The following is a 16,357-nucleotide window of genomic DNA, read 5'->3' on the forward strand; positions in this document are numbered from 1 at the left end:
GGCGCAGTCACTGGCGCAGCGACGCGCGGCCCAAGTGTTTGCCCGCACTGTAACCGAGATCGCCGCCGACGGCTCGCGACACCTTTGTCCGCCGGTGGCATCATCGGCCCGGCGCACTCCGGACGCGCCGTGCCCGCCGCCACCTCTGCAATCCGGCGCACAGCGCGCCCAGAGTCTCCGCCTCCCTACGCCCACCAACGCCGCCCCACGCCATGACCCAGCCCCACGACGACGCCGAACAGCTGTTTTTCGCGGGCAACCAGCGCCTGCAAGAAGGCGATGCAGCGCACGCCGAGGCCCACTTTCGCGCAGCACTCGCCTTGCGTCCCGACTTTGCGGAAGCGCTCGCCAACCTGGCCTTCCTGCGTGAGCAGGCGGGCGCTCCGGCGGAAGCGGAGCACTATTACCGGCAGACCATTGCCCTGCTGCCTGACTGCCTGCAGCCCTACCTCAATCTCAGTTCGCTGCTGCTCGACGGCCGCCGTTTCGCCGACGCGGAAGCCCTCCTGCGGCAGGCGCAAGCGCTTGCCCCCACCGCTCCCGCCGTGTGGTCGAATCTTGGCGCCCTGCATGCCTGCCTGCACGAAGACGCTGCGGCCGAAGCCTGCTACCGAGCAGCCTTGCGCCTCGATCCCGAGCACACCAACAGCCGCTTCAACCTCAGCTATCTGCTGTTGCGCCAGGGGCGTTTCGCCGAAGGCTGGGAAGCCTTCGAAGCGCGTGACTGGTACGGCGTGCTGACGCGCCATTTCCTCTGCCCGCGCTGGCAAGGCGAACCGTTGCAGGGGAAATCGATTCTCCTGGGCATCGAGGCCGGGCACGGCGACATGATCCAGTTCGCCCGCTACGCCTCGCTGCTCAAGGCCGCCGGAGCGCGGCACATCGCCATCGTCTGTCACCCGGCGCTGAAGGCGCTCTTTGCCCGCCTGCGCGACGCCGACGAGATCCTCGCCTTCGACGAAGACATACCGCGTGATGGATGGGATTACTGGACACCGGCACTGAGCCTGCCCTACTACTGCCAGACACGGGCCGCGACCATTCCCGCGCCGATCCCCTATCTGAGCGCCGATCCGCAGCGCGTTGCGTATTGGGCGCCGCGCCTGCCCGTGCGGCGAGCCGGTGGCGAAGCGCTGGTCGGACTTGTCTGGAAGGGCAGTGTCGGCTTCGAGAACGACACCGAACGCTCCTTGCCCGCGCTGGCGACGCTCGCGCCGCTGGCGCGCGTTGGAGGTATCCGTTTTGTCAGCCTGCAAAAGGGCCAGGGCGAGGACGAAGCGCACCGCCCGCCCACCGGCATGGATATGACGCCGCTCGGCGAATCCCTCGCCGATTTTGCCGACACCTGCGCCGTGATCGACGCGCTGGATCTCGTGATCGCCGTCGATACGGCCGTCGCTCACCTGGCCGGGGCAATGGGCAAGCCCTGCTGGCTGCTCCTGCCCGACTATCGCACCGACTGGCGCTGGCTGACGGAGCGCGAGGATTCACCGTGGTATCCGGGGTGGATGCGGCTTTTCCGGCAGGCGGCGGGCCGCTATCGACAGGCTGCCCGCGGGCCGGCAGCGGAAGCCATGCTCGTCGCACCGGCTGGCGCCGCGTCAGTCGGTGATTCGCCCGCCCAGCGCTGGGCGCCGGTTATCGAGCGCGTCGCCGTCGCGCTGGCGGAGTGGCGGACGAATTTCAGCACAGCGTCCGCCTGAGTCCTGCGCAGGATGTGCCGCGATCAGCTGATCACGGCGCTTTCCATGTGACGCAGCAAGAGCCGGAGCTCCTCGGCGGTCTGGCGCAAGCTGCTGGTCGCCTCCCCGACTTCGACGACGGCACCGCGCGCGGCGTCGGCGGCGACCGAAACGCGCTCCATGCTGTTGGCGACGTCCTGCGAGGTCGTGCTTTGCTGGCGCAGCATGTTGGTGATGTCGCCACTAACCGAAACCGCCTCGCGGCTCGCGTCGCAGATGATCTGCAAGCCGCTGCTGCTTTCCTCGACCTGCGCCGTACCTTGCGCGACTTCGTTTCGCGCTTCTTCCATCGTGCTCACCGCTGTCTGCGCCTGCGTGACGATGGCCTCGACGGCGCCGGCGATTTCCACGGTGCTGGCGGCGGTGCGTTCCGCCAGTTTGCGTACCTCGTCGGCGACCACGGCAAAACCGCGCCCATGTTCGCCTGCCCGCGCCGCTTCGATGGCGGCATTGAGGGCCAGCAGGTTGGTCTGATCGGCGATCTCGCGGATGATCTGCGAAATGCTGGCGACGCGGCCGATGGAAGCATTCACCTCGCTGATCCGCTCGGAGGACGCCGAAACGACGGCGACAGCCTTCTGGCTGCTCTCGATGCTGGCCGCAGTTGAGGTCATGCCGGCGTTGGCGACTTCTTCGGTACGCCGCGCGGCGGAAAGCGCAATCTCGGTATTGGAGGAGATTTCGGAGATGGCGGTGCTCATCTCCTCCATCGCCGCCGAGACGAGCATGATGTTTTCGGTCTGCGATTCGGACGAAGCGCTGAGGTTGTGCATCAGTTCGTCGAGCTTGCTACTGCGCTCGGCCACCTCGGCTGCCGACACCAGAACGTCGGCGAACATGGCGCGCAAATGGATGCGCAAGGCTTCCAGCCGGCGAAACCCTTCTTCGAGCACACCGCCCGGCGAAGCGATGGGCTGATCGAGCGCGCCTTCGTCGATCTGCTCGACGACGCGCCCGAGCAGGCGTGAGGGGACAAGCAGACGCTGATAGACGAGCGCGGCGATGACCACGGCCAGCAGGGCACCTATCGCGCCGCAGACGATGCCGGGAGTGCCGCCGAGGAGACCGGCGGCGAGCGACAGGACGGCAGTCAGCGCGCCGCCGCCGAGCACCACCGGGTTCGCCAGACGCCCGCTGACGCCGATCGGCGTCGGCGGAAAGACTTTCTGTTTCGCCTTGACCGCTTTGTAGAGCGCGTCGGCGGCCTCGATATCGGCGCGCGTGGCCGTCGTCCGCACCGACATGTAGCCGATGGGGCGGCCTTTCTCGGTGATCGGCGTCACATAGGCTTCGACCCAGTAGTGATCGCCGTTTTTGGCGCGATTCTTGACCACACCGCGCCAGGGATGGCCCGCTTTGATGGTGCGCCAGAGATCGGCAAAGACTTCGGAAGGGACGTCGGGATGGCGCACCATGTTTTGCGGCGCGCCGATGAGTTCTTCGCGGGTGAAGCCGGTGACATCGACGAACGACTGGTTGCAGTAGGTGATGACGCCTTTGAGATCAGTCTTGGTGACGACGGGTCTGCCGGGGACCAAGTGACGCTCGATCCCGGTGATCGGCATGTTGAGTCTCATCTATCCATCCTCCAGATCTTCGGATGCGGCCAGTCAAGGCCCGCGCGAGTTGCTGTGTGTTCCCTCCGTCGGCAGTAGCGCTGCATGCGCGCCCCTACCGGACTGCCAAGCAATTCGTAACGTTTCTCGAAGCACCAGCGACCTGCGGTGAACTGCGGAGTGTCTTCCTTGCACTCACCGACATGCGTGCAAAATATGCCGTGAGCCTTGCAGGAGACTTTAAGCCAACTTCATAGTTCCGCGATTCGAATGGAATTTTCCGCGCCAGCGGCGCAATGCGGGCGATGGCCGAAGAGGGGGAGCGCGGCGCGGCCGGCGACGAGACGCCGAGCGCTGCACGGACAGCGGAGGGGCTATCTCCCGCGGTTTGTGGCGGGAGACATGGCTGACGGCGCCGGCAGGGCACTATTCTCGTAACGATAGTTGCCGAAGATCGCCAGAGGAGGACTCTTCGGAGTGTCCGCCTCGGCGAAACTCCGCTGTAGTTCCCGACAGGCAGAAGCCTGAGGGGATGCGCGCATTGCATGGTGCATGCGCGTCATTGCTCGCGTGCCGGGTGGGTGAGTCAGAACGTCAGGCGCCCGCCCCGGCAGGAAGAGCGCTCAGAAAGGGCGCCTCAGCGCAGCCACAGCACCCCGTTTTCAATCGATACGCTCGCCAGGGTCGGATCATCCTGATGGATGGCCAGATCGTTCATGCCCATCTGGAAAACCTTATAACCGCGGCTCACGAAGTAGTTTTCAATGTTCGTCCGATCCGACTTGATAACCTCGATCATGACGATGGGTCGATATTTTTCGATGGATTTTTTCGCACCGTCGAGAACCTCTTCTTCCATGCCTTCGACATCGATCTTTATGAAGTCGAGCCGTTTCAGCCCCAAAGAATCAATGGATACCAGCGGGACCGTCCTGGTTTTTTTTGTAATCGATGTATTGCCCGATATATTCGGTCTTCTCGCTCTTGCGCAGCTCGAAGCTGCCAAACGATGAGGGAACGAGATAATTCGGCTCAGGGATTTCGATCTGCGAACAGATGGCGCCGACCGCAGAAAATCTCGCGCTGACGTTCAAGCAGTTATTGATGGCGACATTACCTGCCAGCGCGTAATAAATCCTCTCCTGCGCCTCGAAGGAAATCACCTCACCCCAGCCGTACATGAGGCGCGCCCATTCGATGGTGTGCACGCCAACGTTGGCGCCGCAGTCGATCGCCATGACGCCATCGCCAAAGGCGGCGCGCCGCTTTTTCAGCAGCGCGAGAGCAAAGTCGATTTCCTGCGGCTCGCAACTCGACGTATTGAGTAATTGATAACCAACGCCATAACCGTTTTTCTGGTCGACCATCTGATAATCATGGCGATTGATGATCATCGTTCCATGATTGGAGGAAATCAGGATAAAAGGAATGGGTCGTTGCGTATTTGCCATCACTCACCTGCTCAGCGTCAGTAAATCCAGGCGCGTAGCGCACACTTCCGATGCGCACCACCTGGCATGAAAATGCCCCTTGCGACTCGATGAATTTATCATAGTCAGCAAGGGGCCAGCACAACCCAAGTCGTCAAAACGGCGCCGGATGCGGCATCTCGATGGTTGTGGGATTGAAATAAAGTTTCATCCTAACTGAAGTAACAGCGGGGAGGGTTGCGCCATCCATGAAGCATAAGAAAGCCCTTTGTAATCTAATAGTTATTTGCGAGAAGCGCTAAGTTCAGGATTGCTTGTCCTTTTCTGGGGCGATGGACAGAGGCGCTAAAGTATCATCCAAATTTTGGGCCAGCCTCCAAAAACATGCCAAAGCATTGAAATAAAGTTTCATCCTTTTGTGATTCGGACTGTTCGCGAGCCCCGCTAAACGCGCTCCCTCGGCGGCGAATGGTCCTGCACAACGAGTTGGTCGACTTTCTGCTCGACAGCAGCAAGCAGGGAGAAATCGTATAGCGCCTGATCCAGAAGATCGAGGCGCATTCACCGGATCCTGATCCCCTGTCCTGCAGCATCTCCGACGTCCGCTATCGCACTGCAGAGCGGTCACTTAGGGACCGCCCGGACCGTCCGTAATGGGGCGAACTCAGTCATTACGTCAAGATCAGGAGCAGACCTTTGCCATTCAGGTCAGCAGCGTGCCCATGGTCAGTTGTGACTGGAACGCTGGTCAACAGAGCCCCGCATCTCCAGAATCTGCTGCAGCATTCGAAGCGCAGGCTCAGCGGCGGAAGAGGTCACAGTCGTCAGATCGGACCGGAATCGGACGCCAGTGACTCTGGGGTCACTAGGACGGTCTGGCGCAGGGATGTCGCTCATATGGAAAATCTCGACATGTCTCTCAGCAAAGCTCAGGTCAAAGCGTCGGTCAAGCTTCTCGTAGAACTCGCTTCCAAGTGCAGCGGTTATGTTCGCCCATAGGCGCTGTCGTAGGTCGTTCTTGCCTTGGAGCGCAGCATCTATCCGGATCGCCAGGTCCATAATGCCCACGCCGTTGGTCAGCGGCTGTAGGAGCAACGAGGCTACGAATCCTTGCCCCTTGGGTGCGTCCAACTGCTCGAGTGCGAACTCATGGATTCGAAAGGCCCCCTGTGTGGCTTTCACCTCGAGGACACCGTCTGGCCAGGAGAAGTCAAATCGCTCGAACTTGTCTGCGTGCCAAGCGGTCACGGCAGCTTCAACGTCCGAGGCCTGTGTGATGACGAAGAGTTCGGCCCAAAGACCGGAAATTTCCCTGCCACTGGGTCCGTTCATCGCGCGGAACAGACTTAGCAGCGACCGCACACAATCCTCGATGTCCTTTGTTCTAGCTTCGTCGGGCAGTTGCTCAACAGCGGCACCCATGCATCGGACGAAGAGTTCGTAGAGTTCCGGTACGGACGTATCGCAGGCAATAACAGCAAACTGGCCGTCGACGGCCCCTGCAGAGGACTGGACCCGGCAAGTGGCGTGGAACTGGACGCTGAGGTGTTTGAGGGTGGCTCCAGGCGTGTACTCGGCCGCGCTCGAATCGCCAATAAGAAACACCGGCGCACCATCGACACATTTCGCCAAGTAGTCGTTGCGCCGCCCGCGGATTGGCACGGCCGCGAACTCCGTGGCGGAGGGCGCAGGGGCCAGGTTCTGGAATTCGTCGTACAGGTCCATTAGCCTCGCTCTTCGACCACGAGGTCCTTCTTGAGCCGCTTCGGCACGTAGAGTGCGTACCAGGTGACCCCGCGAATGTCAGCCTTCGATTGCTCTCGCTGCTCATGGCCCAGGTCGAAGCGACGCAGTTGCAAGGAAATCCGGTCGGGCGTATAGAAGCTCCTGTCGTTGACGGAGTTTGCACTCTGACTGAAATACTGATTGATGGGCGCGAACTTGTTGATGGCCGTCAGTGCCGCAGTGCTTACGCGACTACGGTAGCCAGGCGTCAACTGGTTCATGAGGAACACGTCAACCTTCAGGGAGGGATCTTTTGCAAGCATGGCGCTTAGCGCCACTAACATTGCGCTGTGCTCCTCCGCGTCGCCCGGATCCTTCACTTCAAGGTTCAGGAGGAAGTCTTCCAAGACCGTCGTTAGCGGAACCGCTTCGATGATGTCGTTAGGCGATTGGCCCTTCGCCGGGGCCAACTGCACGATAGTCGCCGCATTGACCCGGGTAAAGTCCTTGCTCCACTGCTTTTCAACGGCATCAAGGAGGAGTCGGTTTTTCTCGGCCGCGGCCTCGTCACGCTGGAGAACCTTTGGGACCATCCAGTCCTCGACAAGTACTCGGCGAGTGCCAAGGCCGACTACATTCGGACGAGTAGGCTTAAGCAGTTGCGTGAGGATAAAATCTCGGCGCCACTCGCGCAGCGGCTTGCCGCGGTTCTCCGCAAGTGCTGCACGAACGAAGTCCTCGTGCTCGACGTATTCGGTGAAGGCATTCTTGACACGGGTTTGGACGAACACCCGACACAAGCCAAGGTAGGCCTTCTTATAGCCGAAGAAACGAGCTCGCTGCTGCAGCGTATCCGCTGCTGGGGACGTGCCCAGTGGGCGTGGCATATAAGTTACACAAAGGCCCTCGACGGTGTACCCACGGTCGAGCTTCGCACCGCCTACAAGAATCCAGTACTTGGTTGCCTTCCAGTTGACCTTCTTCTCCGCGTCGGGCGTCCCGTTGACTTCCACGCAGTTCAGGTCATCCAATACTTCGTCTGCCATTGCCTCAATTAACTCAGGCAGGGGTTTCACCCCAGGGAAGGTCTTGGCAAGGGAGTCGTACTCCGTCTGGAAAAGCGCAGCGACTGTGACGGGCTCCGAGACATGCTCGGCCTCGACGCGGCGTTTGAGGCCTGTGAAAGCCTTCTCGACCCAGTCTTTGTAAATCTTGTGTTGGGTCGTGGCCACCGCTGGGTGAACCATCATCGACCGGTTACGGTCCTTAGAGGTTAAACCCTTCTTGCGCGTCAGAGAGTGCTGTGCCGCTATCAAGAGGAATGTGCGAAGCGCTCTGAGCAAACTTTTCGGAGGGCTCTTCAGCGGCACTTGGGGCGTAGGAACATCCTCAGGAGGGATGTCTTCAACAAGGTTCACAGGTCCCTTGAAGAAGGCGTGTCCTCCGGTGTAAGCGTCACCAGGCGTTACAAGTTCCGAGAACGAAGGGTTCAGTAGGTCTGTCTGTGCGAGTAGAAGATTGGCCTGAGGCGTCGCCGTGTACTGGAGGTAGGAGTGATGCGGCAGCACGTTGCGCAGCCCGAGAATTTTCTCGTACGTGGTACTCATCGCGTTGGCGGGAGCGCGCTTCTTGCGGATACGGCTTGCCTGTGTGTTCAGGCTTGCTTGGTCGCTTTCGTCGTCGATGATGAGTGCGGGCACGCCATCGAGCTTCGTGGCTTTCAGCACGGCCGTCAGTGTCTCGATATGGCTACCGTGCTTCAAGACGGTGATGAGTAGCGATTTCCTCGACGATTTCTTGCGAAAGGCAGCGACTTTGTTCTCAATTTGGGACCGCTGTGCTTTGGTTGGGTTAGACAGGTGGTACCAGTGGTCGCCTTCGTCGGTGCCGAGGTCCTTCTTCAGGCGGTCTTCAGACTGATCTCGAAGGTTGTTCTTCGTACCGGCGAGAACAATGACAATCCCGTATTCGTTGTCTCGAGCCAGTGCAATGACTGTCTCGAAAGACATGGTCTTGCCACTCTGCACGTAGCCAACCACTAGTCCGGTTTCACTCCCCGAGTGCTCCGTGGGTGGGAGGCATCGACCCAAGATGCGGATCGCCTCCTGAAGGACCGAGTCCGGGCCGTCTCGGAGGTCTTCAATCGACGGACCATTGGGATCCTGCGACTTACTTGTGAGGAAGTCGTTGGTGAAGTCCTTCGGCTCAGGAACCCATCGCAGAGGAGGCTTCACGGTATTGAGTATCTGGATAGTGGTTGCCATTTGCTCTCAGGGAGGCACGAGACATGGTGCCTCTCAACAGGTAGTTGAAGTGGTACAGGAAACTCTCCGGAGGCTCCCCTGAGGTGTCTTCGGATAGCACAAGGGAGATACTCACTGCTGCGGCAATACGCAGGAATAACTCTACGTTCTCGTTGTTGGCCCCTAGGAACTCGAAAGAGAATGGATGCGCCAGGGAAAGGTCAATACCGAGACGACGAGTCTTGTCCTCATCCCCTGCCACTGAGTCTTCTTTGGCTATAGAAACCCAATCGTCACGAACTGGGTCGATAGATGTCCTGAGCGTAACGATCCACTTGTAGCTGCCATCATCTAGCGTCACCGTGCGCTCGGATGCCCTCAGTTCACTCGCCGGCAATTCGGGTGGCAGCGTCTCAGGGGTCGCGGGGTTCTGTCGTGCATCAACCAGCAGCGGGGCGACGTCTTCCTCGAGGTGTTTTGCGACCGTATCTGTTGCCGCAGTGGCTTGAGCACCAATGGTTTTTCGCGATGGAAGCGCGCGGTAGTTCCCTGCTTGCGCAATGAGATCCAAGGGCTCAGCCTCAATCGCGTCCTTCAAGTACTCCAAAAAAATGTCTTCGTACTCTTCCCAGCGAAAGCCGTCTTTGGTGTGGCTGACCTCGAAGCCCTCTACGTGCAACTCGCCAAACAGGCGCTGATATTGGAAGCTGGTGGTCTGTTTGAAGATAAAACTTGGTCGGTAGGTCTCGTCGTGGCTGCCCTCGATGAGGCGGTCTCGCCTGAACAACGCAAAGCCCGCGTACGGTGTCGAGCCCACCTCTCTGAGAGCTGCAAATCCTGTGACCCGTTGGCCCTCCCCGAAGTCGAGGCTGATTGGCTTCATCCACTCCACGGGGGCTGCATCAGGGACCGGAACTCCTGGTGCCGAGTACGGGACAGCCTTGAGGATGGGCGCGGTGGTATAAGACAACGGCTCGCCATTGAAGGTCAGTGCTAGCCTGCCATCGCGCAGAAACATCCGGTAGATGCTTGCTAGGTGCTCCTTAATCTTTCCGATTGTTCGGCCCTGCGGTAGGTGGTGCAAGCCACGCAGTGTCACGACTGTGTAGGGCGTCGGGGACGGCACATCGCGAAAAGTTGTCTCCAGGCTCTCGATGCGGTTGTCAACGATGTGCCGAATGTCGAATGAGATGGTCCGCTCAACGGTCTCCCTGAGCGCCTTTGTGCGTACGCTCCAGGCCTGAGCGAACCAACAAGCAGCACTCTTCATGCCCATGCCGAATTCGGACAAGCCACTGCGGTCCGAGGGGACCTGAGCAGCACGGAAAGCGCGCGGGAAATCCGCCGTGGAAATGCCTGCGGCGTTGTCGGTGACGACGATGAGGCCCGGACCTGCGGTGTCCAAGCGGACGTCCACTTTGAGCTTGTAGTCGGGACCGTTCAGTGCGATGAGTTCATCCCGATTGCTTAAGTAGCTCTGCAACGCGTTGTCGATGAATTCCGCGATAGCGAACCAGGGCTTGTAATTCAAGTGCCGAAGCACTGACAGCATCGTTACCTCAGGCCGTATCTCGATGGGGCCAAGGTCTCGTGTTGGAGGCATCAGGCGACCTCCAGTTCTTCGCGTTTGCGCATCACTTCCACGGATGTGTGTGTGCTTAAGAGCGCACGGGCGACCATCTCGACGACGTTCGAATTTACAGCATTACCAAGGGCTGCAAAGGCCTTTGAGGGACTGTCTGGCAGCTTCCTGAGTTCATCCAAGCTTTGTAACCGTGCGCATTCGGTTGGTGTCATATAGCGTTTCTGCCAGCCGATAATGGGCACTTGAGTGTCTGTCATAGCAATTAAACTGGGGGCGGTTGTGCGGCGCTTCAGGCGCACGCCAGACGCGCGGAACTGGATGACGTGATCCCATATGTCGCGCTTACCACCCTTGATGTTCCACTCAAGCTTCTGGAGGCTCGATGGAAACTTCAGAATCTTTGGGAGCCAGGGGGCAATCCAGGCCTTGTTGTCTTGGTAAAACTGCCGGTTCTTGCGAATGAAGTCCTGCTTCCACTTGGGGAACTTCTCTTGAGGGGTGCGAGCGTGACTTGGTAATGCTGCCCAGCGCTCTTCGAAAGTCTTGAGGTGGGAAATTTCCGCCCCATGGCTACCCTTGAAGCGCTTCAAGCTATCGTAACCAAACTGCCTCTGTAGTTCATGCGGGGTCATCTCCTCGTATGGATACGTTGCCCCCCATTCCATGGACCAGAGTGGAAACGAGGGTAATTCCACGTTAGGAGGAGATGCCTTAAGAAACTCATCCCAGACCTCAAGGCATTCTTTGACTTGAGCTGATAGCTTCTTTGCATCAGCAGGGTTGTCTTCTAGTACGGCACCGATGTTGGTTTCGACGTCACTGGTCTCGGGCCACTTGAATCCATCGAGCGGCAAGAGTGATCCCACGATGTAGACACGGTCGCGAATTTGCGGAATACCAAAATTGTGGGGCGAGAACCGTTCAGCACGAATGTCATAGCACAGTTCCTTGCCCAGAATCTTCTGGATCTCCAGCCAGGTACGTCCCTCGTCATGTTTCAGCAGATTGGGGACGTTTTCTAGGATGAAATAGGTGGGCTTTTTCTTCTTGAGGATGGCGGCGACGTTGAAGAAGAGGTTGCCCTGCTCCGTGCACTCGAAGCCAAGTTGCTCACCAGCCTTGGAGAACGGCTGGCATGGGAAACCCGCGGTCAGAACGTCGTGGTTCGGGACATCCTCCGGGTGGACTTTTGTGATGTCCCCTTCTGGCCTCATCCCGAAATTTTCCTCGTACAGATCGCGAAGATGCTCCTTCCACTCTGCCGCGAAGACGCACTTCCCCCCAAGCCGGTCTAGCGCAAGATGAAAGCCGCCAAGTCCAGCAAATAGGTCGATGAAGCGGAAAGGAGGCATCTTCGTTGTGTCCTGCGATTGTTTTCATATAGCTTGCGTTCTATGGACGGCTCGCTACATGAAGCCAACACCGGAGTGCAAACCTGTTGCGCGGCAGTCCTGTTTTCTCAGGCCTAGAAGCATATACAGTTGTCAAATGCCGGCTGTCAAGAGTGCTCCCATGGCTCGGAATTTCTTCCAAGCCACCTGGATAGCCTCCCTTGAATACTACTATGTCATCAAGTGAGTAGTGGCGTGCCCGATCAGTGACGTTGTTGATACCTGGGCTGCAGCCGAACTGCTGTTCGGCTGCGATCAGTTCAGAGCAGCGAGTATCCGCTGCCTCCAGTCGAACACCCTGGCATGGTTGGCACCAGATGAGCTTTCTTTCGGGTGATGAACAGAGTGCAAAGGCTCACAGAACTTCTCCATAGTACTTGGCCAGCGCAACGAGCCTTTCACCGTCTCCTTCAAGATCCTGTCTATGCAGTTTCCTGCTTCAACACCTGCTTTGAAGCCCATGATCCGCGTTGACATGGTCTTCCTGTTGTCTGAGGTATCTATTTCTAGTAGGTAGCGTTGATTGCCGTTTTGCAGCTTGAACCTTGCCAGCAAATAACAGCGTGATTTTTCGTGATCAATCATGTGGTAGCGGCAGCGCTGAACGGGCGGAAGCGGCCTCACTTCCAGTGATACCAGCGCAATGCCTGATTCTTGGGTGAGCTGCTCAATGATCTCACGGAGCAGCAAGAAGCGACCTGCAAACCGCTCATGCTCCTCCCCCTCACCCAATTTCTGGAACTCTCCTGGCGCTATGCTGCCGCCGCTCACGGGATCAGCCACGCCTAAGAGATCACTCTCTCTGCTCGGACATTGCTCGTCGTCGACCTTCTTGCCATGACCGCTGGCACGCTCCCCGTTGTAGGCAATCCTGGTGCTCAACTGAGCATCAAAAGTGATTCCCTCAACGGGCAGATGAATCAACCTCGGCTCCTTGTTGGCAGTCGGCTCTTCGTCAGCATCCACCTCCACCCTTTCAGCTCCCGATGGATCAGATACACAGCCTGTGTTCTCTCCCCTGACAGGTAACTTGAGAGCAGGGTGATGGAAAAAAACATCGCCACAATAGGTAAACCGGAGCCCCTGAAGCGTTTCGATTTCCCACACCAGTAACTCGCTACTTTTAGGGTCAAAGGGGCCTCGTACATCCATGGTGGCCCCCGCGAGGGAAGGGGGCGCCTCGAAATCAAACCTCCACCTGGCATACGCCGAATCTTGTGATCTCTGCTCTTGCGCCTTGTTGAGGCTTTGCCAGATTGACTCGAAGGATCGCTTCACATCCTGATTCAGCAGCAGCCAACTGAAATGGTCTCTGTAGCCCTTGATTTTTAGAAGCTGGCTTGGCGCCCCCGTCTCCGCGGGCGTATGGATATGAACAGCATCGCCCTCTCTATAGATCGTGAAGGCCATGTCCAGGCCATTCGGTTCGAAGGCTGCACGGACTATGAAGGATGCGTGGAAAAACAGTTTGCGCGCCAACTCGAATTTCGGCAGCCAGACGGTCAGACCCTTGGTCTCGAACACAAAGCATCGCTGTCCAGATATCTCGGGGTTTGCTGCCAACCTTCTTGCCAGACGTGGGCATTCGCCCAACTGCCTTTCCCGCCAGGTATCTATTGCGGGAAGCACCACCGCCTTCTTGAAACCACTGGGCCGGTAAGGAGCCCCTTCTTCGCCAGGAAACTCGCGACCCACCGCAAGGACACAGGACATTTCTGGTGAGAGCCGCTGCAACAGCGACTGGCCGCTACGCTCAAAGAGTGCCGTCAGGCGCCACTGGGCTCCCGGAGTGAGGGCTCTGAACCAGTTTCCAATAGCCAGCAACCTAGATCCGGTCTGAATCTGACGGAATAAGATTTTATTCAATCCATCTTCCTATCAATCGAATGAACACAGTGGTCAGCGGTGCCTGCCTGCTTTTTTCCAACCCACAACGCTTTTCCAGCTTCCAGCGCTTGGACGGTATGCCAGCCCGTACATCCTCCAGCATCGCTGCAGTCAGGCGGCGGATCTGATACTCGTCGACGGACTCGGCATAGCGATTCAGGAAGGTGCGGCACAGAGGCATTTGATCGAGATGGCGCTCGATTGATGCTCGATGGGGTAGTTGCTGCAGGAACCAGTTGCGGCTCCTGCGCGGCAGGCTCAGATCTTTTTCGCTGTCTCTGCCAATCCTGATCAGCAGGCGTACTAGCTTCCTGTCGCGCGCTCGCCAGTCGACGTGGCTGTTGTTGCCCTGCCGGTGCTGCCTGGCGTGGTTCGCAGCCATCAGCCAGTGTCGGTCATGGCGATAGAGCCAGGCGTAACATGCCTCCCCGCCCTTTTGCCTAGCTGCCTTGGCCCCACCATGATCGTCTAGTGCCTGCAGCCAAAGGACTCGGTGCCGCTGCTTTTGCCCTGCCTCTGCGGGGAGTTGCTGCCTGGGTTGGCTGGTAGAAACGTCGACCTGGCGAGCCATCGCCTCGTCGATCAGCTCGCCAAGATGCTGGCCAGGGCGCAGGCTGGTCCAGACGACCAGATGCTGTAACGCACTGAATCCCTTGCGATGCTTCCTGAACATCGCCAACAACCAGGGCGGAGGATCTCGTGATGTCAGCAGACCGCTCACATTAAGCCAATCCCTACGGTGGCATGCCAGGATCTTCTCCCATATGACTTCAGCCCTGACCTGCCGGCCGCGCCTGGCACCGCATTCTGTAGCTAGGTGCCGGTAAAGGTTGGTCCAGCGGCCGTAGCCTGGCGATTGTGCCTCTTCGAGCTCCAGCAGTTGCGTAGCGCCCTTGGCGAGGCTGGCAGCCTCTTCGCTCGCAGGACTCGTGTGAAGATTACGGGGCAGAAACAGTGGGGAGGCTGGATGAAACTCGTGCCGCTGCGCTCGACGGAACGGAATGGGAGAGTCCAGGAGCTGATAGCCATGCTCGGGACAGGCGTCTATCCCTTGGATCTGCCAGCTACGCCGCCAGTAAGGCTCACCGAAGCGGGCGGCCATGTCGTCGAAGCAGGCAGGGCAGTAACGCAGCCACTCGGGCCATTTGACCAAGGCCGTTGAGGCCCCCGCCAGACCAATGGTCGGCCGGTCGGTAGCGAGCATGGCCTGGAAAAGTTCGGTACGACGCTTCTGTGGAATGAAGGGGGCATAGAGCGGAAACAGCGTGTGACGCATGATCACGTTCGCCATATCCAGACCGGTATTGTTCGCCAGAGCGACCAAGTGTGTGGGCAGGTCGGTAATGGCGGCGACCTTGCTGTCACCGAACAGCATGTGCAGCAACGTCTTGTGATTGCTTATCCCCAGGTGTGCTTTACACCGGGCAATGCCGCTGTAGAGCAGCTCGTCCGGATAGAGCAAGGGGAAATACATATCAGCTCGCCTTCAATAGTGGCCGAAGATCAAGGATCAGGGCGGCCTGCTTTAGTCTCTCGTAGACCTCACTGTCAGGTCCGTCAGCATAACGTCGGCGCAGATCCTCCTCGGATAGCCCTCCCCACTCCGTCCGCTTAACCCTGGAAATTCCGGGCCTCTTGGGGGCGTCCTGTGCGAGGTAGGCCGTGGCCTTATGGATCAGGGCCGCCAGCGGGATGTCCAGATTCTCCGCCAACAATTCGTCTGCCATGGGAATTGCGATGTCCCTCGGGATTTCCATCTCTTCAAGCAGGGCGGCCAGCCGCTTGGCCTTGTCATCAGCCGGAGGAGCCGGCAGTTTCGGTTGGGTGACGTTATCCAGAGAGCGAGTCAGGGTCAGCAACCGCCCCTCGATCTCTGGCATCAGCAGGTCGTCATATTTGGCGATCAGTTCAGGCCTACCGCTCCGCAAGGCAGCCAGCATCGGATGGACCGGTTTGAACTCGTCCTCGAAAACCTTGCGCAGCAGCATCGGCTTGATGCACTCGACGCCTGTCACTATCGCCCGGATCTGCGCCAGTGCGAATAGCTTGATGACGATGTCCATGACTCCTTGGGTGAGGTCGTACATGGTCGATTCCAACTCGTCGTCCAGCAGCGCGGCATTTCGCAGCCACTGGTACTTCCAGAGCCGCTTCAACAGGCGCTTCCAGTGGTCGTCCCGAGGCAACCTATCCCAGCGGATGCTACCCAGGCCGGAGACCCGTCGAGCAGCCCGGAACGTGCGTTGGAAGAACTTACTGGCCCGGTGGGTGCCGACCTGAATGATCGGAACGCCGATGGTGTTCACCAGCGACACAAAGAAATTGTGCATTTTCTCGGCACCACCAGAGCGTGCTTCATTGAGGTTCTGAACTTCATCGATGATCAGCACCCCGAGCGCGTGCAGGTTGGCCACTTGGCACATGGATGCCAGCAGGCGTTTGGTTCCCAGCTTCTTGCGCCCGTGGCTACGGCTGTAGTGGGTGCCCAAGATCTTGTCCACCTCGTTGAAGAAGCTCAGGCACAACTCATCCAAGTCACCGTCGATGGGGCAGTCGATCTTCAGGTAGACCAGTTGGGTAATGTTGTAATCGGGGTGATGGAGAGCCTGGGGGTACATGCCAAGAATTCGCTCCATTGACCTGCCTGAATTCTTCGGACCACTTATTCCTGGAGAACGGCCTCCGGTTGGGTGGTTGATAAACGGGCTTTTTTGAACGCCGCTGGCGTCTGGTTACCCAGGCTCGAATGCGGGCGGACCTCATTGTAGTGCTGGCGCCATTGCTCGATGACCACCTTG

General features: G+C 58.8%; 12 protein-coding genes. 1 reads left to right on the top strand and 11 read right to left on the bottom strand.

All coding sequences use genetic code 11. From position 1 onward, the window contains the following. The first annotated feature begins 212 nt into the window (after positions 1 to 212). Entirely contained in the window at positions 213 to 1,703 is a 1,491-nt protein-coding gene (locus tag GHK24_RS12975) for a tetratricopeptide repeat protein (protein ID WP_153473308.1), read from the top strand. 23 nt (positions 1,704 to 1,726) lie between these two features. Here GHK24_RS12975 and GHK24_RS12980 read toward each other — a convergent pair whose 3' ends face one another. From GHK24_RS12980 to GHK24_RS13025, 11 genes are all read right to left on the bottom strand, one after another. Next, positions 1,727 to 3,319, bottom strand: coding sequence for a methyl-accepting chemotaxis protein (locus GHK24_RS12980; RefSeq protein WP_153473309.1), 1,593 nt, complete (start codon positions 3,317 to 3,319; stop codon positions 1,727 to 1,729). Between the two features lie 616 nt (positions 3,320 to 3,935). Next, positions 3,936 to 4,304 (bottom strand): FkbM family methyltransferase, encoded by a 369-nt coding sequence (locus tag GHK24_RS12985; protein ID WP_277986426.1) that lies wholly within the window; start codon positions 4,302 to 4,304, stop codon positions 3,936 to 3,938. Next, on the bottom strand, positions 4,207 to 4,749 hold the full coding sequence (locus tag GHK24_RS13855; RefSeq protein ID WP_277986427.1) for an FkbM family methyltransferase: 543 nt from the start codon (positions 4,747 to 4,749) through the stop codon (positions 4,207 to 4,209). The genes GHK24_RS12985 and GHK24_RS13855 overlap by 98 nt, the downstream gene beginning before the upstream one ends. 705 nt (positions 4,750 to 5,454) lie before the next feature. After that, a complete protein-coding gene (locus GHK24_RS12990) occupies positions 5,455 to 6,453 on the bottom strand; it encodes a PD-(D/E)XK motif protein (protein WP_153473310.1) in 999 nt (332 codons plus the stop codon). Next, positions 6,453 to 8,717 (bottom strand): Z1 domain-containing protein, encoded by a 2,265-nt coding sequence (locus GHK24_RS12995; RefSeq protein ID WP_153473311.1) that lies wholly within the window; start codon positions 8,715 to 8,717, stop codon positions 6,453 to 6,455. The genes GHK24_RS12990 and GHK24_RS12995 overlap by 1 nt, the downstream gene beginning before the upstream one ends. Next, positions 8,659 to 10,248, bottom strand: coding sequence for an ATP-binding protein (locus GHK24_RS13000; RefSeq protein ID WP_153473312.1), 1,590 nt, complete (start codon positions 10,246 to 10,248; stop codon positions 8,659 to 8,661). The genes GHK24_RS12995 and GHK24_RS13000 overlap by 59 nt, the downstream gene beginning before the upstream one ends. 50 nt (positions 10,249 to 10,298) lie before the next feature. Continuing rightward, positions 10,299 to 11,633, bottom strand: coding sequence for a DNA cytosine methyltransferase (locus tag GHK24_RS13005; RefSeq protein ID WP_153473313.1), 1,335 nt, complete (start codon positions 11,631 to 11,633; stop codon positions 10,299 to 10,301). 294 nt (positions 11,634 to 11,927) lie between these two features. Beyond that, a complete protein-coding gene (locus GHK24_RS13010) occupies positions 11,928 to 13,538 on the bottom strand; it encodes a Tn7-like element transposition protein TnsE (protein ID WP_153473314.1) in 1,611 nt (536 codons plus the stop codon). Continuing rightward, a complete protein-coding gene (locus GHK24_RS13015) occupies positions 13,531 to 15,033 on the bottom strand; it encodes a TnsD family Tn7-like transposition protein (protein ID WP_153473315.1) in 1,503 nt (500 codons plus the stop codon). The genes GHK24_RS13010 and GHK24_RS13015 overlap by 8 nt, the downstream gene beginning before the upstream one ends. Position 15,034: 1 nt before the next feature. Next, entirely contained in the window at positions 15,035 to 16,258 is a 1,224-nt protein-coding gene (locus GHK24_RS13020) for an AAA family ATPase (protein ID WP_422917828.1), read from the bottom strand. Then, a complete protein-coding gene (locus GHK24_RS13025) occupies positions 16,222 to 16,353 on the bottom strand; it encodes an integrase core domain-containing protein (RefSeq protein WP_422917829.1) in 132 nt (43 codons plus the stop codon). Before GHK24_RS13025 ends, GHK24_RS13020 begins: the two co-directional genes overlap by 37 nt. Between the last annotated feature and the right edge of the window lie 4 nt (positions 16,354 to 16,357).

It is taken from the genome of Rhodocyclus gracilis (genome assembly GCF_009617575.1).
GTDB classification, from domain to species: domain Bacteria; phylum Pseudomonadota; class Gammaproteobacteria; order Burkholderiales; family Rhodocyclaceae; genus Rhodocyclus; species Rhodocyclus gracilis.

Excerpts from the sequence above, each read along its gene's own strand:
- GHK24_RS13005 (WP_153473313.1), bottom strand. The coding sequence starts at position 11,633 with ATGCCTCCTTTCCGCTTCATCGACCTATTTGCTGGACTTGGCGGCTTT.
- GHK24_RS13000 (WP_153473312.1), bottom strand. The coding sequence starts at position 10,248 with ATGCTGTCAGTGCTTCGGCACTTGAATTACAAGCCCTGGTTCGCTATC.
- GHK24_RS12995 (WP_153473311.1), bottom strand. The coding sequence starts at position 8,717 with ATGGCAACCACTATCCAGATACTCAATACCGTGAAGCCTCCTCTGCGA.
- GHK24_RS12975 (WP_153473308.1), top strand. The coding sequence starts at position 213 with ATGACCCAGCCCCACGACGACGCCGAACAGCTGTTTTTCGCGGGCAAC.
- GHK24_RS13855 (WP_277986427.1), bottom strand. The coding sequence starts at position 4,749 with ATGGCAAATACGCAACGACCCATTCCTTTTATCCTGATTTCCTCCAAT.
- GHK24_RS13015 (WP_153473315.1), bottom strand. The coding sequence starts at position 15,033 with ATGTATTTCCCCTTGCTCTATCCGGACGAGCTGCTCTACAGCGGCATT.
- GHK24_RS12980 (WP_153473309.1), bottom strand. The coding sequence starts at position 3,319 with ATGAGACTCAACATGCCGATCACCGGGATCGAGCGTCACTTGGTCCCC.
- GHK24_RS12990 (WP_153473310.1), bottom strand. The coding sequence starts at position 6,453 with ATGGACCTGTACGACGAATTCCAGAACCTGGCCCCTGCGCCCTCCGCC.